This window comes from Lysinibacillus sp. RS10, assembly GCF_041956855.1.
Taxonomy (GTDB): domain Bacteria; phylum Bacillota; class Bacilli; order Bacillales_A; family Planococcaceae; genus Lysinibacillus; species Lysinibacillus xylanilyticus_A.
Genome location: NZ_CP167122.1, coordinates 1,843,689 through 1,870,512, shown reverse-complemented (window position 1 = coordinate 1,870,512; position 26,824 = coordinate 1,843,689). Strand labels below are relative to the sequence as shown.

29 protein-coding genes and 1 riboswitch are annotated in these 26,824 nt (G+C 37.8%); of the genes, 11 read left to right on the top strand and 18 right to left on the bottom strand.

Translation table 11 applies throughout. The features are described from left to right. Positions 1-16 precede the first annotated feature (16 nt). Positions 17-1,180 (top strand): PLP-dependent aminotransferase family protein, encoded by a 1,164-nt coding sequence (locus ACB089_RS09575; protein ID WP_374966197.1) that lies wholly within the window; start codon positions 17-19, stop codon positions 1,178-1,180. Positions 1,181-1,413: 233 nt separating this feature from the next. On the opposite strand, the gene ACB089_RS09570 is transcribed toward ACB089_RS09575, so the two are convergent. The 5 genes from ACB089_RS09570 to bioD form a co-directional block, all read right to left on the bottom strand. Further along, the gene (locus ACB089_RS09570; protein WP_374966196.1) at positions 1,414-1,614 is read right to left on the bottom strand and encodes a hypothetical protein; all 201 of its coding nucleotides are present in this window, start codon (positions 1,612-1,614) and stop codon (positions 1,414-1,416) included. A 348-nt stretch (positions 1,615-1,962) separates the two neighbouring features. Further along, on the bottom strand, positions 1,963-2,958 hold the full coding sequence (gene bioB, locus ACB089_RS09565; protein ID WP_374966195.1) for a biotin synthase BioB: 996 nt from the start codon (positions 2,956-2,958) through the stop codon (positions 1,963-1,965). Positions 2,959-3,298: 340 nt separating this feature from the next. Next, complete coding sequence (locus tag ACB089_RS09560) at positions 3,299-3,883, bottom strand: biotin transporter BioY (RefSeq protein ID WP_374966194.1); 585 nt, start codon at positions 3,881-3,883, stop codon at positions 3,299-3,301. Continuing rightward, on the bottom strand, positions 3,859-5,253 hold the full coding sequence (gene bioA, locus ACB089_RS09555) for an adenosylmethionine--8-amino-7-oxononanoate transaminase (RefSeq protein WP_374966193.1): 1,395 nt from the start codon (positions 5,251-5,253) through the stop codon (positions 3,859-3,861). Before bioA ends, ACB089_RS09560 begins: the two co-directional genes overlap by 25 nt. Further along, positions 5,234-5,938, bottom strand: a complete 705-nt coding sequence (gene bioD / locus ACB089_RS09550; RefSeq protein WP_374966192.1) for a dethiobiotin synthase — start codon at positions 5,936-5,938, stop codon at positions 5,234-5,236. The genes bioA and bioD overlap by 20 nt, the downstream gene beginning before the upstream one ends. 372 nt (positions 5,939-6,310) lie before the next feature. Here bioD and ACB089_RS09545 point away from each other — a divergent pair, with 372 nt between their 5' ends. The 4 genes from ACB089_RS09545 (at position 6,311) to ACB089_RS09530 (ending at position 9,488) form a co-directional block, all read left to right on the top strand. Then, a complete protein-coding gene (locus tag ACB089_RS09545; protein WP_374966191.1) occupies positions 6,311-6,775 on the top strand; it encodes a hypothetical protein in 465 nt (154 codons plus the stop codon). 322 nt (positions 6,776-7,097) lie between these two features. Continuing rightward, a complete protein-coding gene (locus ACB089_RS09540; protein WP_374966190.1) occupies positions 7,098-7,622 on the top strand; it encodes a hypothetical protein in 525 nt (174 codons plus the stop codon). A gap of 59 nt (positions 7,623-7,681) precedes the next feature. Beyond that, positions 7,682-8,380 (top strand): ABC transporter ATP-binding protein, encoded by a 699-nt coding sequence (locus ACB089_RS09535; protein ID WP_374966189.1) that lies wholly within the window; start codon positions 7,682-7,684, stop codon positions 8,378-8,380. Then, entirely contained in the window at positions 8,373-9,488 is a 1,116-nt protein-coding gene (locus ACB089_RS09530; protein ID WP_374966188.1) for an ABC transporter permease, read from the top strand. Before ACB089_RS09535 ends, ACB089_RS09530 begins: the two co-directional genes overlap by 8 nt. Positions 9,489-9,524: 36 nt before the next feature. Here the strand turns inward: ACB089_RS09530 and ACB089_RS09525 are convergent, their stop codons facing one another. Continuing rightward, the gene (locus tag ACB089_RS09525; RefSeq protein ID WP_374966187.1) at positions 9,525-10,562 is read right to left on the bottom strand and encodes a beta-carotene 15,15'-monooxygenase; all 1,038 of its coding nucleotides are present in this window, start codon (positions 10,560-10,562) and stop codon (positions 9,525-9,527) included. A gap of 1 nt (position 10,563) precedes the next feature. Next, positions 10,564-11,058: a MarR family winged helix-turn-helix transcriptional regulator gene (locus ACB089_RS09520; protein WP_374966186.1), complete on the bottom strand. Its 495-nt coding sequence runs from the start codon at positions 11,056-11,058 to the stop codon at positions 10,564-10,566. A 535-nt stretch (positions 11,059-11,593) separates the two neighbouring features. On the opposite strand from ACB089_RS09520, the gene ACB089_RS09515 reads away from it, so the two are divergent. Then, the gene (locus ACB089_RS09515; protein ID WP_374966185.1) at positions 11,594-12,640 is read left to right on the top strand and encodes a Cj0069 family protein; all 1,047 of its coding nucleotides are present in this window, start codon (positions 11,594-11,596) and stop codon (positions 12,638-12,640) included. Positions 12,641-12,674: 34 nt separating this feature from the next. Here the strand turns inward: ACB089_RS09515 and ACB089_RS09510 are convergent, their stop codons facing one another. Together ACB089_RS09510 and ACB089_RS09505 are read right to left on the bottom strand one after the other, a co-directional pair. Then, positions 12,675-13,307, bottom strand: a complete 633-nt coding sequence (locus tag ACB089_RS09510; protein ID WP_374966184.1) for a LysE family transporter — start codon at positions 13,305-13,307, stop codon at positions 12,675-12,677. 464 nt (positions 13,308-13,771) lie between these two features. Further along, positions 13,772-14,512: a hypothetical protein gene (locus ACB089_RS09505; protein WP_374966183.1), complete on the bottom strand. Its 741-nt coding sequence runs from the start codon at positions 14,510-14,512 to the stop codon at positions 13,772-13,774. 316 nt (positions 14,513-14,828) lie between these two features. On the opposite strand from ACB089_RS09505, the gene ACB089_RS09500 reads away from it, so the two are divergent. The 4 genes from ACB089_RS09500 (at position 14,829) to nspC (ending at position 18,187) form a co-directional block, all read left to right on the top strand. Further along, a complete protein-coding gene (locus ACB089_RS09500) occupies positions 14,829-15,023 on the top strand; it encodes a hypothetical protein (RefSeq protein WP_368636685.1) in 195 nt (64 codons plus the stop codon). 382 nt (positions 15,024-15,405) lie between these two features. After that, positions 15,406-15,606, top strand: a complete 201-nt coding sequence (locus ACB089_RS09495; protein ID WP_374966182.1) for a hypothetical protein — start codon at positions 15,406-15,408, stop codon at positions 15,604-15,606. Between the two features lie 215 nt (positions 15,607-15,821). Beyond that, positions 15,822-17,051: a saccharopine dehydrogenase family protein gene (locus tag ACB089_RS09490; RefSeq protein ID WP_374966181.1), complete on the top strand. Its 1,230-nt coding sequence runs from the start codon at positions 15,822-15,824 to the stop codon at positions 17,049-17,051. Beyond that, positions 17,048-18,187, top strand: a complete 1,140-nt coding sequence (gene nspC / locus ACB089_RS09485; protein WP_068984736.1) for a carboxynorspermidine decarboxylase — start codon at positions 17,048-17,050, stop codon at positions 18,185-18,187. Before ACB089_RS09490 ends, nspC begins: the two co-directional genes overlap by 4 nt. A gap of 42 nt (positions 18,188-18,229) precedes the next feature. Here nspC and ACB089_RS09480 read toward each other — a convergent pair whose 3' ends face one another. The 7 genes from ACB089_RS09480 to mce all read right to left on the bottom strand — a co-directional run bounded on the left by ACB089_RS09480 (position 18,230) and on the right by mce (position 24,562). Continuing rightward, positions 18,230-19,117 carry an amidase gene (locus ACB089_RS09480; RefSeq protein WP_374966180.1) on the bottom strand — a complete coding sequence of 296 codons (888 nt, stop codon included), beginning with the start codon at positions 19,115-19,117 and terminating at the stop codon, positions 18,230-18,232. Positions 19,118-19,160: 43 nt separating this feature from the next. Then, positions 19,161-19,254, bottom strand: a riboswitch (cyclic di-GMP riboswitch). 137 nt (positions 19,255-19,391) lie between these two features. Then, positions 19,392-19,880, bottom strand: a complete 489-nt coding sequence (locus tag ACB089_RS09475) for a chemotaxis protein CheW (protein WP_368636681.1) — start codon at positions 19,878-19,880, stop codon at positions 19,392-19,394. A gap of 25 nt (positions 19,881-19,905) precedes the next feature. After that, the gene (locus ACB089_RS09470) at positions 19,906-21,021 is read right to left on the bottom strand and encodes a M20/M25/M40 family metallo-hydrolase (protein WP_068984739.1); all 1,116 of its coding nucleotides are present in this window, start codon (positions 21,019-21,021) and stop codon (positions 19,906-19,908) included. Positions 21,022-21,271: 250 nt separating this feature from the next. Next, positions 21,272-22,231, bottom strand: a complete 960-nt coding sequence (locus tag ACB089_RS09465; protein WP_374966179.1) for a hypothetical protein — start codon at positions 22,229-22,231, stop codon at positions 21,272-21,274. 64 nt (positions 22,232-22,295) lie between these two features. After that, positions 22,296-22,463, bottom strand: coding sequence for a hypothetical protein (locus ACB089_RS09460; RefSeq protein WP_374966178.1), 168 nt, complete (start codon positions 22,461-22,463; stop codon positions 22,296-22,298). A 132-nt stretch (positions 22,464-22,595) separates the two neighbouring features. Continuing rightward, complete coding sequence (locus ACB089_RS09455) at positions 22,596-24,143, bottom strand: acyl-CoA carboxylase subunit beta (RefSeq protein ID WP_223553380.1); 1,548 nt, start codon at positions 24,141-24,143, stop codon at positions 22,596-22,598. A gap of 5 nt (positions 24,144-24,148) precedes the next feature. Continuing rightward, positions 24,149-24,562, bottom strand: a complete 414-nt coding sequence (mce, locus tag ACB089_RS09450; RefSeq protein ID WP_374966177.1) for a methylmalonyl-CoA epimerase — start codon at positions 24,560-24,562, stop codon at positions 24,149-24,151. A 125-nt stretch (positions 24,563-24,687) separates the two neighbouring features. On the opposite strand from mce, the gene prli42 reads away from it, so the two are divergent. Then, positions 24,688-24,783 carry a stressosome-associated protein Prli42 gene (gene prli42, locus ACB089_RS09445; RefSeq protein WP_175401735.1) on the top strand — a complete coding sequence of 32 codons (96 nt, stop codon included), beginning with the start codon at positions 24,688-24,690 and terminating at the stop codon, positions 24,781-24,783. Between the two features lie 20 nt (positions 24,784-24,803). Here the strand turns inward: prli42 and ACB089_RS09440 are convergent, their stop codons facing one another. Next, on the bottom strand, positions 24,804-25,781 hold the full coding sequence (locus tag ACB089_RS09440; RefSeq protein ID WP_374966176.1) for an aromatic acid exporter family protein: 978 nt from the start codon (positions 25,779-25,781) through the stop codon (positions 24,804-24,806). 544 nt (positions 25,782-26,325) lie between these two features. Beyond that, entirely contained in the window at positions 26,326-26,766 is a 441-nt protein-coding gene (locus ACB089_RS09435; protein WP_049664240.1) for a BrxA/BrxB family bacilliredoxin, read from the bottom strand. Positions 26,767-26,824 lie beyond the last annotated feature (58 nt).

Below are 26,824 nucleotides of genomic sequence, written 5' to 3'. Positions count from 1 at the left end.
AAAGGACCGATACATTATGCAATTTTCAGAAAGAATTTTAAAAACCCCATCTTCATTCATCCGAAATATTTTGAAAGTAACTGATGCAGAGGATGTCATTTCCTTTGCAGGGGGTCTTCCTAACCCAATCTCGTTCCCGATTGATGCGTTACAGGCATCTGCGAACAATGCCATTGCTACAAATGGCAGTCGTCTATTCCAATATTCATCTACGCAGGGCTACGCGCCTTTACGTGAATACATCGCTGCAAAATATCAACGTGTACACGGACTAGACATCCATGCTGACGATGTATTTATTACAACAGGCTCACAACAGGCTCTTGAATTAATTGGGAAAGTACTGATTAACAAAGGTGATGGCATTATTATTGAAGAACCTGGTTATTTAGGCGCCATTCAAGCCTTCACATTAAGTGAACCTACATTTTATGGAGTAACTCTCGAAAATGATGGCTTAAACTTAGAAGAGTTAGAGAAAGCCCTTCAGCAACCAAATGTAAAATTCATTTATACAGTACCAAACTTCCAAAACCCAACAGGACTAACGTATTCTAAAGAAAAACGTCAGCAAATTTACGAAATCATTTCAAAATACGATGTAGCATTAATCGAGGATGACCCATATGGAGAATTACGCTTCGAAGGTGAGCCACTACCATATATCGGTGCTGGTAAATTAGAAAATAGTATTTTGCTAGGTTCTTTCTCTAAAACAGTCACACCAGGAATGCGTCTTGGCTTTATCATTACAAAAAATAAAGAATTAATGGAACATATCGAAACAGCGAAGCAAGCAACTGACCTACACACAAATATTTTCTCTCAATATGTCATTTATGATTATTTAGCAAACAATGACTATACGGAGCATGTCCAAAAAATTAAAGCATTATATCAAAATCAAGCACAGGCAATGCTAGATGCGATGGAAGAGTTCTTCCCTGAACATGTGGACTACACAAGACCTGAAGGTGGAATGTTCATTTGGGCTACAATGAACAATGGAGCATCATCCTTAGATATTTTCCATAAAGCAATGGAGCAAAAAGTTGCTTTCGTACCTGGCGACCCATTCTACACTTCGAAAACGAATGTGAATACAATGCGCCTAAACTATACAAATGCAACACCAGAAGTGATCCGTGAAGGTATTAAACGTTTAGGTAGTATTTTATAGTCAAGACAAGAGAACACCGTATGAGCGCTTTTGAACGCTTGTACGGTGTTCTACATTATTCAGGATAATAGATGGTCATACTTAATCGTGTTAAAGTATCCCTAGATTCGATGGCGCTTTTATTAGTGTATAGTGCCCTCTCTATTTTCATTCATAGTTTTGTACAACGTAAAAAGCAATCCTCTTCGGCGCGATAGCGTACAAAGAGGGTTGCTGATCTTTTACTACTTATATTATTTTGTATATGTTAAAACGGCATTTTTTTTGAATTTAGCTAAAGCTTGTGTTGCCTCATTTTTGTTTGTATACTCAAAAATTCGAACGTCCTTTTTATCAAATACTGTAATAACCCACATTAATAAAATCTCCCTTCCAACTCGTTTTTGTAATATAACAACCAATGAAAATCGTGCTACTTTTTCTAACTGTTTCACAACAACCTCTTGCTCAATTCTTATTTTACGCCGATTTTTTTAAAAAGAAAGTATTATGTGAATCCCTTCACAAACTGTTCAATTTCAAAACGCTTTCACTTGAACAATTTGTGAAAACCTGAATTTTCAAGGCATAAAAACAATCTTTCTACCATTTTAATATTGTCTATCCGTCACTTTACCCTTTCTATCCGTCGTTCGGGGTACTCTATCGATCACTTTCTTCTTTCTTATCTGTCCAATACAAAAAAAACCGTATGTACGCCTTTTCCACGACGCACATACGGCTTTTCAATTTCGATGATAATTAAGTAGTAGTAGTAGTAAATTTTATTTCAAAAGTTTTATTTAGCAGAATGCTTCTTCTTGCTTTGCTGATAATTCAATTTCAAAGCCTAAATCCTCAAGCATACGATAATCACTGTTTGCTTCTTGACCTTCAGTTGTTAAGTAATCCCCTACAAAGATACTGTTTGCTGCATATAGACCTAGTGGCTGAAGTGACCCAAGATTGACTTCGCGACCACCAGAAATACGAATTTCTTTTGTTGGATTAATATAACGGAACAACGCTAAAACCTTTAAACAATAGCGTGGATTTAATTCTTTCGTTCCTTCTAGTTTCGTACCGTCAATCGCGTTTAAGAAGTTGACAGGAATAGAATCCGCGTCTAATTGATGAAGTGCACGTGCAATATTCACGACATCCTCTTTTGTTTCTTTCATACCGATAATGGCACCTGAGCAAGGTGATATTCCATGCTTTTTCGCAATCTCAACCGTATTCACACGGTCCTCATACGTATGGGACGTAGTAATATAGGAGTGATGTCGTTCAGATGTATTTAAGTTATGGTTGTAACGGTCTACCCCCGCTTCTTTTAATTGCTGTGCCTGTTCTTCTTTTAATAAGCCAAGACAGGCACATACTTTTAAGCCATACTTTTCTTTAATTTCTGACACAGCTTCACTTACTACATTGACATCCTTTCGAGTCGGACCACGACCACTTGCCACGATGCAATAAGTACCAATTTTATTGTCAAATGCTCGTTTTGCCCCCGCTAAAATTTCCTCTTTCGTAATGAATGGATATTTGTCAATCGGAGCTGTTGATTTAGATGACTGTGAACAATAGCCACAATCCTCTGGGCAATAACCGCTCTTAGCATTCATAATCATATTTAATTTTACTTTTTTCCCATAATAGTGCTTACGAATGGCAAAAGCTCCGTCCATCACCTTCAAAAGCTCATCATCGTCACTATTTAAAATAGCAAGAGCCTCCTCATTGCTAACGATCTTCCCCTCAATAACTTCCTCTGCTAACTGTAACCAATTCATTAGACATTCTCCCTCTCTACTTGTACAATCAATCAATTATGCCTCGGCATAATTGTGTCCGGAATCGGCTTTGTGCTTAGGCCTGCAGATGTTTTTTGTGCGAAAGCGCAGTGCTAACGTAGCGGCAGCAGCATGATGCAGGTCAGTTAGCCGTTATCGCATGGATGCGATGGTTTTAGGCTAACATCCCCTAAGTATTCCTTTCCGATTCCGTGACATCCGCCGGAGGCTATAACTTATTTCAGCTAGCGTTGAATATCCGCTAAAAAACAACTTAAATCTGCATTTATCTCTCCACCTATAGAGGTGGGAGACTTCTGTAGCTGACGCTTTGCTTTCGCTACAAAAGAGATTTGCTGAAAGAAGGTATTGCTCTTGCTGAATTAAATACTTTGTAAAGTCGCTCAGCCAGAAGTGCAGAAGCGATTGCTAAGCAAAAATCTGCAACAATACTGTTTAAAAAGCCAACTAAGAAAATATGTGACCAGCTAGTTTCCATGTGTAACCAGAAATTCAAAGACACATATAAATATGGAACGGCCACCGCATAAATAACGATAAGCCCGACAATATTTGCACCGATAAAATGTTTTTTCGTTGGAGTATCCACTCTTTCAATGATGAAACCAATGACTAAAGCTGCCAGTGCAAAGCCAATCAGGTAACCAAATGTTGGTTGCAGTACATAGGTGATGCCTCCACCTTGTGTAAAAACGGGCAAACCAACTAAACCAACGCCTATATAGACGAGCTGACTTTGAAATCCATTGCGACTGCCGAGCAAGCAACCTGCTAAAAAAACAAAGACAATTTGTAATGTAAAGGGCACTACAGGTAGCGGTATTTTAATAAACGCCCCGATTGCGGTTAAAGCGGCAAACATCGCAATCATGACAAGTGTCAGTGTTGATTGTCGTTTGAACAAACTACTCCCTCCCACTCCTCAAAAAATTGCATAAGCGTTTCTTTTGTTGTATCAATCATAAAACGCATTTCATCATCAGATATAATGTAAGGAGGCATGAAATATAATATATTGCCAAGAGGACGAATCAGTAAGCCTTTCTCTAAAGCACGTTTATATATTTGATAACCGATACGTTCCTCACTTGGAAGTGGCTCCTTTGTTTCACGATTGGCGACTAGTTCAATAGCGCCAACTAACCCTACCTGTCGATATTCGCCAACAAATGGAAATTGTTCAAATGCCTGCATAGCTAGCTTCCGCATACGTTCACCCTTGTTTTGTACAATGTCGATCACACGCTCCTCTTCAAACATTGTCAAAACTTCTAGAGCTACTCGACAAGCCAGTGTATTACCAGAATAGCTATGAGAGTGTAAAAACGCTTTCATCGTGCCGTAATCATCATAAAAAGCGTTATAAACATCATCAGTCGTTAATACAGCGGATAGTGGCAAATATCCACCTGTTAAACCTTTTGACAAGCACATAAAATCTGGAGCAATATCCGCTTGCTCACAGGCAAATAATGTACCTGTACGTCCAAAACCAACTGCAATTTCATCTGCGATTAAATGAATATCGTATTTTGTACAAAGCTCTCGTAATCGCTTCAAATAAATTGGAGGGTACATTTTCATACCCGCTGCCGCTTGAATTAGTGGCTCAATAATAACAGCTGTAATTTCTTCATGATGCTGATGAAGCTCTTCTTCAACAAATTGTATACATTGGGCATGACAGCTTTCAGGCTTCTCTTTGAAAGGACATCGGTAGCAATCTGGCCCCTGTGCACGCACCGTATCCAATAATAGTGGCTGATACACTTCGTTATACAACCCTACCCCTCCAACAGATAAGGCACCTAGTGTTTCACCGTGATAAGCATCCGTCAAGGCAAAAAAACGTTTTTTCGTTGTTTTTCCAATTTGCATATGATACTGAAAGCTCATTTTTAGTGCGACTTCAATAGCTGATGAGCCGTTGTCTGCAAAAAATACTTTATTTAAACCATCTGGCGTTAAGGCAACTAACTTTTCTGCCACCTTAATCGCAGGTTCATGTGAAAAGTTCGCAAAAATCGCATGTTCTAATGTAAATGCTTGATCACTTAATGCTTGACTAATACGAGGATTTGCATGTCCAAACAAATTAACCCACCAAGAAGATACGGCGTCTAAATAGCGATGATTATTTTCATCGTATAGCCAAACACCTTGTCCTTTTTTAAGTACAATAGGCGGAAATTGCTCATAGTCCTTCATTTGTGAGCACGGATGCCAGACATGTTGTAAATCTCTTTTCTGCAATTCAGTTAATGCTTGTTTCATAGTTGACCAGCCTTTCAAACAAAGATGTACGTGAAATGGAATAGTCAACAGCTTGTGAAATATCTTGAAGCTTTGGAATCGTCGCATATGGTAAATCATGATGTTGTAGAATCGTTTTCACATTATCTTGTTCCATCTTACTGCCTGTGTCTCCATTAAATACAATGCCAAGAACCTCAACATTTCGAGTATGTAAAGCCTCAAGAGTTAGCAATGTATGGTTAATCGTTCCTAGTGTTGTTCGTGTGACAATAACAACTGGAAGCTTACTTTGAACGATTACATCAAGGAGAGTATTTTCTCCAAATGTATCCAATGGAACAAAAAGTCCCCCTGCTCCCTCACAAATCACGACATCGTTTGATTGCTGTAACTTCTGAATTTGATGTAATAAATGCTCCACATTAATTTGCTGGCCCTCCAGTTGCGCAGCAAAATGTGGTGATGCGGCTTCCTTAAACGAATAGCCATTTAAATTATCTGGCTCCAGTCTTTGTAATGAATACTTTTCATACATTGCTGTATCGTAGTAATAGCAATGCCCATTCTCATGTACCTCGCCCGTTTGCACAGGCTTGTAAGGCGTGACTTGTAGATCATGCTGCTGTAATTGTCGCATCAGTAATGTGGTGATAACCGTTTTACCGACATCTGTATCTGTCCCAACAACCCAAAAATGTTGCATTGTTAACCTCCCCCTTTAAGTTAACTAGTTACATTTCTAAAGTTAACACATATATTTTTATTTTGTAAATGCTATTTCTATATTTCTTCATAAACGATACTTTTCTTAACAAAAAATAAGGAATTTTGTGATAATTTAATAATTTTTTAATTCACAAAAAACACTAGGTTCTTACCTTGAGGTAAAAATCTAGTGCCATGTTGTTAAAAAACTATATTATGTCCATGATATTTGTCCAATTAAATAAATTGTGACTCTTCGGCAATACGAGGGGGTGATTTCTGTTCCGACTGGTAATTTTCCGTATATTATCAAAAATTTAAAGGATTTCCTTCTTCGTTCGTAGTATTAAAACTAGACGGGGGTGGTTGTATGTTTGGTATTTTTAAAGAATCAGAAAAGATTATAGATACATATGAGCAAGTTTCTTTTATTTTAAAATACTTGCTCACATACGAGCTAAAAGACTTACCTATTCGTTATGAATTTTGGTATCGCGTGGCTATTCGTCAGGAAGAATTGCGAACGTTAAATACTGAGCATCGAGCAAAGATTACGATGACTACAGCAGTAGGTCGCTTTCACAAAACACAATATGAGGTAACGAAACAACAATTGGCAAAGCTTGAGCGCCTCGCAGATATATTTAAATCGTTTTGTATCGAGGAAGAACGAGAAGCATTAAACCATCGACTCCATTTCCAAAAGGAAGCGATTACGGAGCTATATGAGCATGTTCAAAATAAAGAGTTATATCTATATTGTGATTCTGTACAGCAACAATTTTGGGATGCAGTCAGTGAAGATATATTAAATGCAATTGCCCACCTGGATTAGCAGATGGGCAATTTCCAGGTCTATCTATTTTTCTATGAGTCTTCCTTTATCCATCTGTACAAGTCGATAAAAACATTTAAAGGCTTCTCTTCTATAGCCATCGCGAAAACGATTCCTTCCTCCTACGTAATGGACAGTACTATAGCGCCTTTCCCCCTTGCAAATGACATTCCACATATCTTTTGCGATATCCGCTTTCCTTTCTTCATGATTCACTATTTTTGGCATATCTTTATAATCTTTTTTAATACAATTGTTTTAATTAAAAACTTACGGTACTTTAATTACTATAACTGCATTAATTAAAGTTTGGAGGTTTTATATGATTGCCTGGATTATTACTGCGGAAATCGCCTTTTGGATTGTTATTATTCTAGGGCTTATTTGCAGATATGTTTTGAAAATGCCGAAACTGAGCATTTTCTTTTTTGCACTAACACCTGTTATAGATTTGTTACTTGTCATCCTCACTGCACTAGATTTAAAAGCAGGCACTTCCGCTTCTATATCTCACGGTATAGCAGCTATCTACATTGGGGTCTCCATAGCCTATGGTAAAACGATGATTACATGGGCAGATGAAAAATTCCAACAATGGTTTTTAAAATCTGTCCATAAAAAAGAGCCATTGACTGGAATGGCAAAAGGTAAGCATGAAATGAAAATGCTTGGACAGCATATTGTTGCCTTCATCATTGGTGCTGGATTATTGTATGCTATGTCTCTTTTCGTTGGTTCAAATTCTGATACATCTCCCCTATTTCAAGTAATGAAAGTTTGGGGTATTGTCCTTGCGATTGATACTGCAATAAGCATTTCATATGTTTTATTCCCCAAAAAGAAATAACTCAAATTTCGAAACATTTCTCCTCTTTATTCGTAAGTAAATAAAAGGAGAGGACGTTAATGACAATAGATATTAATATACATAAAGGTGGCTATGTAGAAGAAGAAATCGTTATTACGGACATTCAATTTCAAGTAAACAGCGGTGAGCTTGTTGGATTAATCGGTTCAAATGGGGCAGGTAAAAGTACAACCTTGCAGGGAATGATGGGTGTCTTACCAATTATGGATGGTCATGTCTCAATAGGAACTTACGGCTACATACCAGAAAGACCAATTTTGTATGAGTATTTTACATTATGGGAGCATATTGATTTTTACATGCGTGTAGCAGGTAAAGAGGCTTCTTTAACCGATCGTGCACATGAATTACTAGATATTTTTAAATTAGACCATAAGCTACATGATTATCCAACAACGTTTTCCAAAGGTATGCAACAAAAAGTGATGCTTATTTTAGCATTTCTTGACAATCATTCTTCCTATATTTTAGATGAACCATTTATGGGGCTAGATCCACAGGCAATGCGTAAGCTCTTAACGACTTTAGATGAATTAAAAGCGCAAGGTGCCTCCATTTTAATGAGTACACATGCACTCGATACGGCAGAAAAAATATGTGATCGTTTCATACTGATTGATCATGGGCGAATTCTACAGCAAGGTACACTCACATCATTACGCCTAACGGTGAAACAGGACAAAGCATCTCTTCTTGATATTTTCGATACATTACTTGAGGAAAATCACCATGACTAGTTTATTTCAGCAACGAAGAAAAATAGAGCGCTCCAATAATTTCAAGCTACTAGCAAGCATTATCGATTGGACAGTCGCCTTATATATTGTTGTGCCATCTCTTGTGATTGGCTTTTTCCTCTATAAAGACTTTATTCTTAATGTCCAAACATCATGGGTTGCTCATACTACTCCTGTTATCTACATTGTGCTGTTACTTTTCATCACACAAATTGAAACAATTCGTACATTTTTTCAACGAGCTGATCGCCTTTTTTTAATCCAAAATCAAAAACAAATGATAAAGTTAAAACAAGCTGGTCTTTATTGGACGTTTAGTAAGCAGCTCTTCATACTTGTTTCTGCCCTTGCTTTATTAGCGCCCATTTTCATAATCGTTCATCATATAACAATTTTGGAATTACTTATTTTATTACTGCTACTATTTACAACTAATTTTTTCAATGCACTTGTAAAATTAAGACTTCGTAAATGGCAGCAGCTTTTAAGTAAAATTGTGATGTGTATTCTCGGCACAGTTTTCTTTTTGTATGTACCCAATATTATTACGGCACTTTTTTATCTAATTCTTTTTGTCTATTGCGCAAGCTATTATTATAGACATTTTATTTATAGCACGAAATATTTTGATCAGCAGGTGAAACTCGACCAAGCAGCTTTTTATAAATGGCAAAGTCTCTTATTTCGAATTACTCCTGAACTTAAAAGTCAGTTAGTGCCAAAATTTAAAAAGCCTCGTCTACTATGGAAAAATTCAAAGCGCATGTTTAGACGTTCCGATTATTTTATAGAGGAAATAGTATGCAAAACGATGCTTCGCCAAAAACAGTATCGCCTTGGCTATCTTCGTTTTTTAGCGATGGGGATTGGGCTTACCATCATTGTTCCGACTTGGGGTAAATTTATCATAATTGGAATGCTTTATTTTACTTTACGTAGCGTTATGCAATCGATAATCCAACAAATTATTGAGCACAGAATTTGGTCAATCTTTCAATTATCCAATGAACAAATTCAGATAGCTAAAAGTCGATTAATTAAAGGGTTTGTAGATTTCCCATTATTGTGTGTTCTTGTTATCTTAGTAATTTTTAGTCTTGTAAATTAAACAGGTGCTAGCTTAGTTGCTAGCACCTGTATTTTATTATCTATTATTTTCTATTCCGTATAATAGCATATTTCTAAATTCCTGCACTTGGTCCGCTTTAATCGCCACTTTGTTATAACGTTTTTTTAGTCCAAGCATAAAAGTCACTTCCACAGGTTCCCTCATCTTTAAAATAAACTGTGGGTAGGCCTCACCAAAATCACGTGCTACAAAATCAATCGTATCTTTAGATAATTTTCCTTCCAATTGTTCCTTATCTTCAATAAGTTCTTCAATATCTTCAAAGCGAATTTCTGCACGCTTCATCAAACCTAAAGACAAATACAGCTTATCAGATGTTACATAGACAGGATTTAAACGAATTGCCTGCATATCTGCAATAAAAAATACAACAGAGTATACATTAAAAATAAGCAATAGAATAGAAAGAACCATTGATTTCTCATGTAGCCACCAGTGAATTCCTATTGTTTCAATGGCAATTCCATGGATGATCATAATTTGAAAAGCAATATAGCTGGAGTTTTTATGTAAGGTTAATCCTGGACGCTCTTTTCTCTTCCAGCTTGCCAAACTATAGTAAAGTACTAAAAAGTCTGTGCAAAGCATTTGTATAATAAGATGCTTTGGGGCATGTTTTTCAACTGCTTGTGGAAATGTGAACAGATCTGGTAAAGTATTTGATCGTACATCTGCTAGAATTCTTGGCATGTAACGAACAAGAGTTGCAACTAGTAATATTTCTAATAAAATAATCGAACCTTCAATGGCAAATCCAACCCACGTAACCGCAACAAAAGGCTGTAGATGCTCGATTGGAATAATAAAACGGGCTGCAATACAACCAGACGCTGCTAAAATTACCGCTTGTTTTACAGAAAACTTACCCTTATACAGCATAAATAAAACAGGCATTACAAGGAGAAAATCAATTAATGACCCTATGACAACTCCATTTGTTTCAGTTGGTAAAATAGATAAGCCAAGTCCCGTGTTATAGAGTGTGTAATTACTAGCGAGAACGACTAACAAAAATGCTAGCCATATATTTTGCTTTTTCTTTAAAGCGATCATGTTACAGCTCCCCTTTTTTCAAATGATGATCATTTAATGCATCGATAGTGCCTTCCTTAATGACAATTTGATTGAGTTTCTGAATAACCTCTTTTAATTGCACAAGCTCACTTAATTCGAGCTTTGAATAATATTTAGAGATAATAAATCGTTTTATTTCTTCCTCTCGTTCAAAATACTTAAAGCCTGAAGTATCTAGACTTACAAATATTTCACGTCGGTTTTCAGGATTAATACTCCGAGTTACATATTGCTGTTCTTCAAGTTTACTAACCAATTGACCGACAGCACTTGAAGTAATATTCAAATAACTTGCAATCTGTCCTATCGTCACTTGGCTATTTTTTTCAATAAAATCTAATAAAATTAGTTGCTTAGGTGATAAATCATCAGTCACTAAATTCTGATGTAACTTAATGAAATGACTATCCATCGAATAAATGGCATCATTTATTTCCTGTACAAGGTGATATAGAAGTTCTTCATCCTTTTTCATTAAAAACCAAATCCTTTAAGTAAAGTTAATAGTAAAGTCTTCTTTACTATTAACTTTACTTTACCACATTTGGTTATAGCTGTAAATAAATCCAGTGCAAAAGGCTCCATCCTTTTACCTATAATTTTCAATAATTTTTCACAAATGGGGATTTGATTCTCATTTCATGGCTATTCCTTTGCTTCGCGCGCGGATATTTACCTCTCTTCCACGTATTCTTGCTTCGCAGCTTAGAACCCCTTACAGCTGTTATAACAAGTGTAATTTGGCTTAAAATTTCCTTCAGTGGTTTTCAATTTATCGGAACATTCCTTATTCTATGTTTAATTTTATACCTCACTGTTTTTTAGAAAAAACACGCTTAGCATAAATCCAATAAATTCGGATTATTCCGAAAATATTAGTCATTAATTCCTATAACAGATCATAAAAACGATGAATCTATACATAAAATTTACTTATTTTATATATCCTTTTTCCTTGTCTGTCCAGTATACTGAAAATATCATCAATCATATTAAAGGGGTATTTTTTTATGGATAAAAAAGTTATTTTTTTCGAGGTTCGTGGCGGCACAGATAAGGGACCAGATGGCTATCGACAAGATACAATGCCAATGGTGAATGCGCTAAAACAACGAGGACAGGATGCAGAAGTCATTTTCTTTGATGTTACAAAAAAAGAGGAAATTTATCATTATGTCAAAGAGTATGGTGCAGCCTTTGTATCACGTATCAATCCCGGAAACTTACAGCAAGAGGAAGAATATTTTGATATGTTACGCGAGCTATGTAATGAAGGTGTCATCGGTATGCCTCATCCCGATGCAATGATTGGCTATGGCTCTAAAGATGTATTATCAAAGCTGTCTTCTACAAATTTAGTGCCCAATGATACATTTGCTTATTATACGATTGAAGCATTTAAAGCCCAATTCCCTACCTCTCTTGCTATTACTGAACGAGTTCTAAAGCAAAATCGTGGTTCAACGGGCGAAGGGATATGGCGAGTAAAATTAGTTGAACCTCTTGCTGAAGGGATCACAGAAGTGCCACTTGATGCGGAGATTAAATGTACCGAAGCAAAAGATAATCATGTGGAATATTGGAAACTCGGAGACTTCATGACGTTCTGTGAACAGTACATTACAGGTCCAAATGGCATGCTAATTGATATGCGCTTCCTTCCTCGTATTACTGAAGGTGAAATCCGCTTATTTATGTTGCGTGATAAAGCAGTTCACGTAGTACATAAAAAACCAGCAGATTCCGAAGACGCTTTTAGTGCAACACTGTTCTCAGGCGCGCAATATCGCTATGACGCACCGGAAGACTGGGAAGAGCTTGTACAAAACTTTTTAACCCAGCTCCCTCTCGTTACTAGCTTACTCGGCAATTATAATTTACCGTTAATTTGGACAGCCGATTTCATGTTAGATACAAACGAAGCTGGCGAGGATTGCTATATTTTAGGAGAAATGAATTGTTCATGTGTAGGCTTCACTTCTGAACTCTCTTTAGCACATCAAGTAGCAGAAGAAATTTTGGCTTGTATCAGTGAAAATACCGATATTTCAGCATAAAATGAAAAAGTGCGATCTTTTGGGATCGCACTTTTTATATATACACTTTGATCGCTTGTATAAATTCATAAATAAAATACCCTGCAAAGCCAATTAATAATACGCCCGCTACTATTGTAAGCGACTTAATGACTTTACGACTCATCGCTTTACGGGTAACAGAAATAATGGTCATCAAGCCTATATCATGTAACAATATGCCACTCAGAACCCCTGCAGCAATGACTAAAAAACTAGCTGACTCCCCTTGCCCATATGATTTGGCTAGTACGACACCAAAAACATTTACCCAAAAAACTAGATTTCCAGGCGAAATTGCTACTAGTAAACCATTTCGATAAGAAGTGAAAAACGATTTTGTCACTTTCTCTCCTGCCAGCGTAATATCCTGGTCAGCATTTTTTATTGAATCCAAACCTAAAAGGAATAAGAAGCCAGCCCCTATAAGCCACATAGGAATTTGAATGATGGGCATTGCTAAAATGGAGGCAAGTCCCATATACAAAGCAAAAACCAATACAACATCAATTGTCATACCACCAAGCCCTACAGCCCAGCCATGCATAAAACCATTTTTTAGTCCTTGCTTTGTCATTTCTACTGTAATGGCTCCTACAGGCATGGCAATCGCAAGTCCTACCAACACATACGCTACATATAAACTCAAAGCAACACTTCTTTCATGCAATCAATTTCGCCTTGGCGTAATTGCGTTCGGATTTTGAATTGTGCACGCACAATCCATTCCTTTCAATATCCGTGACATCCGCCGGAGGCTTTATCTTCATTCAGTCGGTGTTTGGGCACCTACTGAAAAGGAACCAAATCCGCATTCATCTCTTCACCTAGAAAGGTGGATGTAACGGTCGCTTTGCTTTCGCTACAGAAAAGATCTGCTGAATAAAGATAAAATAAGTTTCATACGTCCGTTTATAGTTGTATTATAGCATAAAAATACAGAAAAAGATGTAAATATTAATAATTATTCATTTTTATGGAATAATTATTAATATAGGTAAACCTGATTGTTCATTCCCTATTTTATTTATGATTCCTTAATTATATGACATCATTTGAAGTCAGACTTATAGCATTCTAAGACCCCCTAACTACGAGAGGTATCCTTTCTTTCTATAACATTTGCTTTTTCCATTGCAATAGTAGGTCATTGGATTTCGCAATGTCCACTTTTAGGGCAATCTGTTTAGCAGAGCAGCGTTTTTTAGCCTTTTCCCAGGCTTCTTCTAAAGCCGGTAAATAGCTTAAATTTTTTGTTGCTGCAACAAGTTGCAAGAAAATATTTCCTTGAATATAGTACCAGCGAGGGTTCATGCTATCTAACTGAATTGCTTCTTCAATGAGACGCAGTGCCAAATACGGACTGCCTTCACTACGGTTCAAAAACTGTGCAAAGGCTCCCCAGTAAAGAGCTTTATTTGGCTGTAATTTTACCGCTTCGACAAATTGCGCCATTACCTTATCATGCTCCTTAGCAAGAACAAAATATTCAGCCATTGTATAGTAGGCATTCGCTTGCGCTTCAATGGATCCAGCTAATAATTCGTCTACCACTTTAGCAAACTGTTCATCATCCTGACTTCCTAAATAAGCAGCGAGTACATCACGCTCTGGGTAGGAGCCATCTGCCCGTTCAACACTTTGCCTCTCCTTCTCAGCAGACGGAACAGGCATATTTGCATAGCCGTTCGCTTCTAACAACGCGACGTGCTGTTGAATTGTTGCCAATGATTCATGTTCAATAAACGCTCTATCAGCTAAAACTATTTTCGCTAACTGATAGCTTTCTTTCACTTTTCCACTTAAAAATAATTCATTTATCTGTTGGACTTGCTCATCAAACTGTTTGATCACTATTAAAATCCTCACCTTCACCAAAAGAAAAGTCTTATAGGTAGTTTACCATCTTTAGAGAGAAAAGGATCTATTATCATCTAAAAATTCTTTCAATTCAACTAATTTAATATGCCGTATGTTCCATTTGTTGAGCTGGTATTAACATATCTTCCAGGACTTTTCTCTTATCATTCTAATTCAATAGCAAGACATTGTATTAGAAAAGTACTGTTATTTACCCTTATCAAAAAAGGTTGATAAAGTTCTGAATTATGAGATAATTGAAGTAGTCTATCTACATCATTTGTGCATTCAATATAAAGGAGGGCTTGCTATGAATAGTCGCTTTCATTTTATATCGCTTATTATTGGAAACTTATTTACACTAGGAGCTATTTTCATTTATGCTCTGCAAAGTCAAGTGGACGTGGCCCTCAGTACTTATGCCCTTGTGACGGGAATTTTAAGTACATTACTCATTATCTTTTTTTATTTATGGCGGGATGAAAATTTCAAATCGTTTTTCTAAATAAATCGCTGGGTGGAAAATATAGTTTCGAAGTTTATTACTAGAATTGGGATGAGCTATCATTTTTTAAAATATATGGACTGTATATTAGTTGATTGGAGTGGAGACTGGGCGACTCCTTGGGGATTAGCGATCGAGGAACGAAGACTAAGAGCATCACATCCTGTGATAACGCCTTCGTGCCCAACATCGGTGCTGTTGCTGTCGCTGCGCTTTCGCACAAACAAAACCCTCTGCTGCCGCTACGTTAGCACTACGCTTTCGCGCAAAAAACATCTGTTGGCCCGAGACCCTGGAGCGAAGCGGTATGGGGAACGAAGGCTAAAAACATCACGTCCTGTGATAACGCCTTCGTGACCAACTTCCTGTCGCTGCCGCTACGTTGCACTGCGCTTTCGCACAAAAAACATCTGTTGCCCCGACGCCCCCAGGAAGCTCTGCTCTGCGCGAAAGCGAAGCGGCAGCGGCAATGTTTTATCTGTGCGAAAGCGAAGCGGCAGCGGCAATGTTTTATCTGTGCGAAAGCAAAGCGACAGCTACAAAGCGCCCAGTCGGAACGGAAATCAACCACACGTTATGGTGATGAGCCTCATTTTTCCCCTTTTCTACAGCAGTAGTAAAGGGATTTTTTTTCATAGAAAGCTTCTTTTTTCGTGGTATTCCCCTCTGAATACGACTGATTGTTGTAGAAAAATAAATTTTTTTGTAGAAAATTTAAAAACAATGATTGAGTAGTAAATCAATTTTCTGTATAATCAGCTTGTTTGACAATACTTTTATGAACTTGGGGGTAGACAATTGGGTAAAGCATTGATTATCGGAGCTGGCGGAGTAGCCAGTGTTGTGGTACACAAGTGTGTTCAAAATTCGGACGTATTTGAGGAAATTTGTATCGCAAGTAGAACTGTTTCAAAATGTGACGCTCTAAAAGAAAAACTAGAAGGCGGAAAAACAAAGATCCAAACTGCACAGGTAGACGCAGACAATACAGAAGAGGTTATTGAGCTTATTAAAGCCTTTGGACCAGATGTTGTCATTAACGTAGCACTACCTTATCAGGACTTAACGATTATGGATGCTTGCTTAGCGACAGGTGTACACTATGTGGATACTGCAAACTACGAGCCACCTGAAACGGCAAAATTTGAATATAAATGGCAATGGGCTTACAAAGAGAAGTTCGAAAAAGCTGGCTTAACTGCATTACTTGGTAGTGGTTTTGATCCAGGTGTAACGGGCGTTTTCACAGCTCATGCTCAAAAACATGAATTTGATGAAATCCACTACATTGATATTGTGGATGCAAATGCTGGTGATCATGGTTATCATTTCGCAACAAACTTCAACCCAGAAATCAACATTCGTGAAATTACTGCGAATGGTCGTTACTGGAAAGAAGGCAAGTGGATAGAAACTGCACCACTTGAGAAAAAAGAAGTGTATAACTTACCAGAAATTGGACCAAAAGATATTTATCTGTTATACCATGAAGAGTTAGAATCTCTTGCTAAAAACATTAAAGGCTTAAAGCAAATCCGTTTCTGGATGACATTCTCAGAAAAATACTTAACACATTTAAAAGTATTAGAAAATGTTGGTATGACTTCTATCGAGCCTATCGAGTTTGAAGGAAAAATGATTCAACCAATCCACTTCCTTACAGCAGTACTGCCTGATCCAGCATCACTTGGACCACGTACAAAAGGGAAAACAAATATCGGTTGTATCGTTCGCGGTCTAAAAGATGGTAAGGAAAAAACTTATTATGTGTACAACGTATGTGACCACGAAGAATGTTATAACGAAGTTGGTTCACAGGCGATTTCTTACACAACTGGTGTACCTGCAATGATTGGCGCGATGCTTGTGATGAACGGTGAATGGCGTAAACCAGGCGTTTGGAACGTCGAAGATTTCAATCCAGATCCATTCATGGATGCGCTAAATAAATGGGGTCTACCATGGCAAGAAAGCCATAATCCAGAATTACTTGACCTTGATTTAGATGCAAAGGAAATAAACCAATGAAACCAATTGATTTCTCAAAAGTTCCATCCCCTTCTTACGTAGTGGATGAGCGATTATTAACAAAAAATCTTGAGCTTTTAAAATCAATTCAAGATCGCACTGGCTGCCGTATTTTACTTGCCTTAAAAGGGTTTTCAATGCATTCAACATTCCCTTTAGTAGGTAAATATTTAGCCGGCATTACATCAAGTTCACTTCACGAAGCGCGACTTGGCTATGAAAAAATGGGCAAGGAAGTACACGTTTATGCACCTGCTTATATGGAGCATGAGATGGACGAGCTTCTGGGCTATGTTGAGCACATCGTGTTTAACTCATTTAACCAATGGGCACAGTACAAGGATAAAGTAAAATCTGCTGGTAAAACAATTGAATGTGGTATTCGTATTAATCCTGAGTACTCTGAAATTGAAACAGCCCTTTACGATCCTTGCTACACAAATTCTCGCCTAGGTACAACATTAGCCAACTTCGACAAGTCACAGCTTGACGGTATTGATGGCTTACACTTCCATGCAATGTGTGAGCAAAATTCAGATACGTTAGAGCGTATTATACAAGTTGTCGAAGAAAAATTTGGTGATGTTTTGCATCAAATGAAATGGTTAAACTTTGGCGGTGGTCACCATATCACTCGTGAAGATTATGATGTAGAAAAGCTAGTGAATATCATTAATTACATCCAAGACAAGTATAACCTTCTCGTATATTTAGAGCCAGGTGAAGCTGTTGCACTAAATACTGGTTATTTAGTAGCAACTGTTCTTGATATTCAGAAAAACGGTATGGACTTAGCAATTTTAGACACATCGGCAACATGTCATATGCCAGATGTTCTAGAAATGCCATACCGCCCTATGATTATCGGTTCTGGTCAAGCAAATGAGCTAGCACACACATATCGTCTAGGCGGACTTACATGTCTTGCTGGTGACATTATTGGTGATTATTCATTTGAACAACCTTTAAAACCAGGAGATCGTCTTGTATTTACGGATATGGCACATTACTCAATGGTGAAAAACCATATGTTTAATGGGGTAAATCTTCCATCAATCGTTTCTTATAACGATGAAGAAGGCATTAAAGTTATTCGTGAATTTAAATTTGAAGACTATAGCGGTCGACTTTCCTAATAGAAAAAATCCTCTCCAACTTCAGCTGGAGAGGATTTTTTATTATGGCCGCATATTCATCCAACTATCGACATGATGAATGGCAAAACCATTAAAGCTTGTTTTATTGGCATAATGACGATGAACCGTTGCTAATTGTTTATTCATATAGGCTTCTCCATTATCATAAAAGGTAATTGTTTTCCCCTCATTAGAAGCGCCTGTTTCTACACCAATCACAATTGATTTATTTACTTTTTGTGCATACTCTATTTCATTTTCAACTATTTTGATAATGTTTTTTGCTGCATCTCGATAGGCCATGATCGAAACACTATCCACTTGATCGATAACCCATTCAGCTAATATACCATTGCCATATTGATTGCTATAAGCGATCTCATCAAACCAAAATGGCATATCGACTTCCAAAGGTATTTGTAATTGATTGGCCTCCTCTTTCGCTTTAGTAAGGAGCGCTTGATAGGATTCGATTGTATTTACTTGGTTCGAGCTCCACCCACTATTTAGATAGGGCTCTACATCCAGGTGGACCCCAGAAAATTGCTCTGTTGTTAATGCACGCTCATTATATGTATTTAACCACTCAAACAGTTGATCCTGCATTTTATAGCCATCCTCTGACACCCAACTTGCAGCACCATCCAATGCATATACTTTTATACCTTTTGCTGTTGCTTTGTCAATAAAGCTTTTATAATTGTCATTTGCTATATCAGTATTAATCTGTAAATAGACTTTGTTAACATCTTTGCTTTCTAAAAATTGGAGTACGCCTGTTTCATCTTCAACAATTTTCATCGTATCCCATAACCAAGTAGCCCTATCTTGCATGGCCGTTGCCTCTACCTTCCCTATTGTTAATCCTAGCGTACTTACAATTGTTACTATAAAAGCAATGATTGCTTTTGATAGTGAACGACTTACCATATGTTACATCTCCATTCTATTTACCAAGGCTCATAGAACAGAACCTGGCAACCTGACAATCATGCACTATACTAATATAGTGTTTAGACTCATGGCTTTGCGTCCTTCCCTTTCGGTGAAGTTTGCCTTTTACAGTAGTTTTATTACATTACATAATACGCAGTTAGAACGAAAATGTCTGTAGGTCCAATTGATAATTATCGGGAGTACTGTTCGATAAAATCGTATAAACACAGGTGATTTTTACTATAGCAGCAAAAAAAAACGTAGAGTACTAAGCCTCTACGTTTTCCTTTTCATTTTCAAGCAATTTGTGCAAATAATTAATAATTTCACGAATACCTTCTAATGAATTCACAAGTATTTTTGGGTCTACGTATGTAATCATACGATTTTCCAGATTTGCCACAGCTGTAAAGTAGCGTGTTTTTGAATAATTGACAAGTCCCACTTGCTTTAATACAGACTCATCAAAATCAAGAATTTCACGAGCTTCTGTCACAAGTAATCCATAATTCACAACATCCGTGTTCAATACGATAACACGTGCTGTTGCAGTATTTGAAGAACGGTTGTAAAGAATACGTTCAAAATCAAGCACAGGCACAAGCTCACCACGAATTCTTGTGAAGCCTAGTAGATAATTGGGTAAATGAGGAATAGGTGTTACGTGTTCTAACTTTTCAATCGAAATCGCTTGCTCCACAGGTACTGCATATTCCTCTGTACCACAAGCAAAGACTACTGCCTTTACACTTTCCATGCGGTCACATCCTTCGACTCTGTTGTTATTTTTTTGCAGACTCTTTTACAATTTCGACAAGTAAATCTGCTAATTTTTCTAATTCTTCTACTGGTATTTTTTCATTTGTTGTATGAATATCCTCATAACCAACAGATAAATTTACTGTAGGGATACCGAAGCCAGCAATAACATTGGCATCAGATCCACCACCAGAAATACCAAGCTTTGGTGTACGTTCAATGCTGTGTGCAGCTGCCATTGCCACTTGAACAACTTTATCCTTTTCTGTTACACGGAAGCCAGGATACATTAGTTTCACTTCTACTTCAGCTTTTGCCCCTAATGAAGCAGAAACTTGCTCAAACGTCTCCTGCATATGCTTAGTTTGTGCATCAAGCTTCGTTTTGTCGATAGAACGTGCTTCCGCTAGTATTGTCACTTCATCACATACAATATTTGTTGCCTGGCCACCTTCAAAGCGACCGATATTTGCTGTCGTTTCTTCATCTAAACGACCAAGCTTCATTTGTGCAATACATTTAGAAGCAACCGTAATCGCAGATATTCCTTTTTCTGGAGCAACACCAGCATGAGCTGTTTTCCCAATTATTTTAGCGAAGATTTTGGCTTGGAATGGTGCAGCTGTTACAATACCGCCTACTTTGCCATCACTGTCTACTGCAAAACCATATTTTGCTTTAATTTTAGATGGATCTAACTCTTTAGCTCCAACAAGTCCACTTTCTTCACCAGCTGTAATAATAAATTCAATATCTCCATGTTCAATATTTTGCTCTTTTAAGCGTTTAGCCATTTCAAATAAAGCAGCAAGGCCAGCTTTGTCATCAGCACCTAAAATTGTTGTGCCATCGGATACGATATAGCCATCTTCACGAAGAGACGGTTTAATACCTTTACCTGGGACAACTGTATCCATATGCGAAGTAAAATAAATAGGTTCGACATCTAACGAACCTTTTAATGTTGCAAGTATATTCCCTGCTCCATGCCCGTTACGAGTATGTGCATCATCTTGTTCTACTGTAAAACCTAGTGCTGTTAATTTGTCGATTAAAATCGGCGCAATCACTTGTTCATGTTTTGTTTCTGAATCGATTTGTACGAGTTCAAAAAACTCTTCTACTAAACGACTTGTCATGTTGGAAGACTCCCTTAGTTTACGTGTTTTTCCACGTTATAGTATATATTTTATTTTAGCACAACGTCTGCAGAGTTTAAATCATTCGCTTTTAAGAACTACGTTATTTTATCAGGGTACGGGTTCCTCGCTTTCCTACGAGCGAGCGTCGAGCCGCTTCCTCCACAAATGTTGCCGCGGTGCTGTACTTTTTTTATTGCGAAATGAAGAAAAAACCTGTGAAAGAAGGAGATTCTTTTCACAGGTTGCTTTATATCGATGCTTGGAAAATAGCTTCTTTCTCTTTTTGTAGAGACTGCAAATAATCCTCTGCCTTGTTATGTTTATCCTGTAGACGCCAAATCGTATTATGTACATCATCTTGTACACGAGAAACCTGTTCTCTTGCTGTTGATATTTTGGAATGGACGGACCAAGCTGAAAAAATGTCATCAAAGAAATAGTCCGCAAATTTTACAAATCCATCTGTTTCAACTGGTAATGTTTTCGTAGACATATCATGTACATCCAGTAGTTCGTTATGAAAACGTTGCAAAGCTATTTGAGCATTATGAAGATAATTTTCCGACTTATCAAGTGCATCATGCTTTAAATGTGTAGCAATAAGTCCCCCACTAAAAAACGTATCCCATGTTGAGTATCCATTTGCGGAATGCAAGGACTCTGCTGCTTGTCCAAGCTTAGTAAGTGCTGCTTCACCAGCCTCTTCAGCTTCCTTTATTTCTACAATTAGTTGTTTCGTTAACATTTCTTCATGCGCTAATTGTTCAAGCCTTTTTGCCTGTTCAGGCTCATGTATTTGTAAGTAGCTTTTCTTTTTAGCATTTAATACGCTTAACGCCTCGTGCAACACTTGTTCATCAATTTGAGTAAGTTTAGTGTTTACTTGCCCTAAATCAGCTGTCAAATCAGTTTCCATCTTCTTTGCTTCATTTATTTTTAATTCAAACACGGCTGCCTTGTCGATTTCTTCTGCACGTAGCTCATCTTGTTGCCCTGTCCACGTTCGGATCATATTCATAAAAGAAAAGCCTTCTAACTTATCGAGTTTCATACGAATTTGATTGAGTGCTGTAGAATGTTTATAAATTTCCTGTTGTGCATGCTCGATTTGCTTTTCAATTAAATCCCTTTGTTCACTTAACCTACTGACAGTTCTTAATTGTGCATGAATCATTTCCTGCTCTTTTTGTAATTGTTTCCATTCCATTCATCTCAACTCCTCTACATATATGTACGGATGAAACGAGGATATGTTTCAATTATCTGTCTCATCACCATAACGTGTGGTTGATTTCCGTTACGGCTGGGCGCTTTGCCACTGACGCTTCACTTTCGCGCAGATAAAACATTTGCCGCTGACGCTTCACTTTCGCGCAGATAAAACATTTGTCGCTGTCGCTTCGCTTTCGCGCAGTTAGAAACATTTGTCGCTTTCGCACAGAGCAAAGCTTCCTGAGGGTGTCCGATGTGCCACTTCACTCGCATAATCCGCGGAGGCTTTAACTTCTCAAATTAGTTCAAGTTTAAAAGAAAAGCCTAGTAATCGAATGACTACTAGACTTGTACAATTCTTATAGAGGAATGTTTCCGTGTTTTTTCTCTGGACGTGTTTCGTGTTTGTTTGATAGCATATCTAGCCCTTGAATTAGCTTAATACGTGTATCACGTGGATCGATAACATCGTCTACCATACCGCGAGATGCTGCAACGTATGGATTCGCGAACTTTTCTTTATATTCTTCAATTTTCGCTGCACGTGTTGCTTCTGGATCTTCTGATTTTGCAATTTCACGCGCGAAGATGATGTTTGCCGCACCTGCCGCTCCCATAACCGCGATTTCTGCGTTAGGCCAAGCAAATACAAGGTCTGCTCCGATTGATTTAGAGTTAAGGGCAACGTATGCACCACCATATGCTTTACGGAGAATGACTGTAATTTTTGGTACAGTTGCTTCTGAGTATGCATAAAGGATTTTAGCTCCGTGACGGATGATCCCACCATGCTCTTGTTTAACACCTGGGAAGAAGCCAGAAACGTCTTCAAATGTAATGATTGGTATATTGTAAGCATCACAAGTACGAATGAAACGAGCAGCCTTGTCCGAAGAATCAATATCTAACCCGCCAGCTAGTACTTTAGGTTGGTTACATACTAGACCAACAGATTCACCAGCAATACGCGCAAAACCAACGACTACGTTTTTAGCAAATTCCGAGTGAACTTCCATGAATGAACCTTCATCCACTACTTGCTCCACTACTTTACGTACATCATAAGGACGAGTTGTTTCGATTGGCACAGTATCCACGATTTCTGGAAGATAGTCATCAACCTCTGGACGTGGCTGTCTTGGAGCTTTTTCTTTATTATTTTGTGGTAAGTAGCTTAATAGTTTTTTAATTTGATTAATTGCTTCTTCTTCAGATGGTGCGCGGAAGTGAGCGTTACCACTTACTGCGTTGTTTACTTTAGAACCACCTAAATCTTCAGCAGAGATTTTTTCACCTGTTACTGTTTCGATAACTTTAGGTCCTGTAATGAACATTTGAGATGTTTTATCAACCATTAGAATAAAGTCTGTGATTGCTGGAGAATATACCGCTCCACCAGCACATGGTCCCATGATAACTGAGATTTGCGGAATAACTCCAGAGTAGATTGCATTACGATAGAAAATATGGCCATAACCGTCTAGTGAAAGTACACCCTCTTGAATACGAGCTCCGCCTGAATCATTTATACCGATGAATGGTGTACCATTTTTCGCAGCTAGGTCCATTACTGTTGCCATTTTTTTGGCATGCATTTCACCAAGCGCTCCACCAAATACTGTGAAATCTTGAGAGAATAAGTATACTGGACGTCCGTTGATTTTACCAAAACCTGTGACTACACCATCACCAGGACCTTCCATTTTGTCCATACCGAAGTCTACTGTACGGTGTGTTATGAATGGGTTGATTTCAAAAAATGTATCTTCGTCAAGTAATAATTCAATACGCTCACGAGCTGTTAATTTCCCTTTTTCATGTTGCTTGTCGATGCGTTCATAGCCACCACCAAGTTCAATTACCGTCTTACGGTCATACAAGTCATTAATTTTGTCGAACATATCCATACTGATCACTTATCCCCTTTTCCACTTTTATCACATAATTCATATAACACACCGAAAGATGATTTCGGATGCATGAAAGCAACCTCAGCACCACCAGCACCTGGTCCTGGTTCATCGGATAATAGACGTACGCCTTTTTCGCGAAGCTCTGCCATACGTTCACGAATTCCTGTCACACCGAAAGCTACATGGTGAATACCTTCCCCACGTTTTTCGATGAATCCGTGGATAGCACTTTTTTCACTCATCGGTTCTAATAACTCAATTTTCACGTTACCCGCATCAATAAATGCAACACGAACCTGTTGAGATTCAACCTCTTCCACTTTCAGTAACTTTAAGCCTAAAGTTTCTGTATAATATGTAATGCGTTCATCAAGATTGCGGACTGCAATCCCAATATGATCTACTTTCTCCATGGTGACATCTCCTTCTGTTATGGTACATAATCTATTTTACAGACTTTTTCGTCAAAACTCTACTACTTGAGAAATTTTTCAGATTTGCTAAACTATTTATAAGAAAAGAAGGAGCGAACGAGCATATGAGTAATAAAAAATTTCAAAAAATCGTTATCTATACTATGATCGCGATTATGTTAATTTCATCTCTAGCATTTGGTTTATCAATGATAGTATAAAGAAAGGCGAGGCGTCTGCATTACTGCGGACGCTCTTTCTTTACATTTAAACCTTTAAAAGTCTGCTTAATTTCTAAATAGCGATCCATTTCCTCTATAAATTGATAGAGTGCCGCTTGTGCTAGAAATTGCTCATGGTTTTTCGGTAAAGGTAATTGGGCGAAATCTCGCTTTACCTGCTCTAGTTTTTCTCTAAAATGGCGAGCCGTATTTCCTGAATGAACGTGCTCACCGAGGTCTTGCAGAAAGTCGGCAACGATAATTGCCTCTTGTACTATAACAGGAAGTGCCGTTATTTTTGGAAGGACCCTGTCTATAATTTCTAGCTGTTTTTCACGCATATCAAAATAAACATAGTAGTCATTTTTCCGTCTCGTAAAATGATTTTCAACATCTTTAAATGCTAAGGATTTCGCATTATTTAATGCTGTGATTGCTTCAATGATTTCCTGTCCATCCCACATTGTATCGCCTTCTCTTAAATAGTTGGCAATTTCTAAAAAAATCTTACTGTAAAGTTCCTCAATTTTAACTCGATAGTAATTTAATTCCTTTTGAATGTCTGGCATATACATATTTATAGCTATTCCCGTCCCATAGCCAATCGCCATTAATGCAAATTCATTATAAACAAGTGCCAATGAAAAACTTTTAGCAGCATAAATATGCATAATAATAACCGCACTCGAAACAAAACCATCTGCTACCTTTAATGACACGATTGTTGGTATAAAAATGATAAGCATACCTGCTAATGTAAGCGGATGATAGGTAAATAGCTCAAAGCTCAAAAATGCATAAAGCATACCGATCATACTTGCGACGAATCGTGTATAAGCAGCATGAATGGATTTTTTCTTCGTTGGCTGTACACATAATATTGTTAGAATACCAGCAGATGCATAAGAAGCTAAATCAAAATATTGGGCAATGGCAATAGCGATTGCTGCACCAAATGCCGTTTTTAAAGTACGATAGCCGATTGAAAATTTCTTCAAGTCGACTGCCTCCTATCTTTCAGTATTCTACTTTTACAAACGTGTTGATTGCTATATTTCACCACAATTTAGGATCATCACCATAGCGTGTGGTTGATTTCCGTTCCGACTGGGCGCTTTCCTGGGGGCGTCCGATGAGCCGCTTCACTCGCGGTGCTCGCTCCAGGGTCTCATCTGTGACGCTAATCCCCAAGGAGTCGCCCAGCCTCCACTCCAATCAACTTATATATGGCCTAAGTTTTAACTTATGTCATCCACACCTTTTGGTGATGAACCACAATATAGTAGTTCAAAAGAAATAAGGGGTTTCACCACAGATAATGCCCAATATTTCTAATCAACACACCTGTTAATTTTATTTTTTTAAGAAAACTATCAGCCAATCATTTAGCCAATATTACAAAAATTCCAATCGCACTATAATTATGTCTTAGAATCAAAGCTACCCACGGGGAATGTGGTTAGTAAGAAGTCTCCGCAGACGCTTTATAGCCTGCGGAGCTTTCTACTAAAAATAGCTTCTCTTTTAATTTAATGATTGAAATTAAAGTTCGTCGCAGTATTCCTCAAAGTTTGCTTGTAGGTTTGTTACTACTGACATTGGGTCATGCCCCTCAATTTCATAGCGCCCAACTTCTGCTACTACTTGTCCATCCTTTAATAACACAAATGATGGGGAGGATGGTAAATGATCTTCACCGAAGTGATAACGAGCAGCTGCAGTAGCTTCTTTATCTTGACCAGCAAATACTGTTACAAGATGGTCTGGACGTTTATCGTAATGTACGCATTGTGCTGCTGCTGGACGTGCGATACCGCCTGCACAGCCACATACTGAGTTTACCATGACTAATGTTATACCTGGACGAGCAAACGCCTCTTCAACAGCTTCTGGTGTGCGAAGCTGCTCATAACCAGCCCCCTCAATTTCTGCACGTGCTGTTTTTAAAATTTCTTGCATAAATAAATCGTAATCCATATTCATATAGCGATAGCTCCTTTCAAGTTCGCGTCACCCTAAACTCTAGCTTTAGATATTCGAC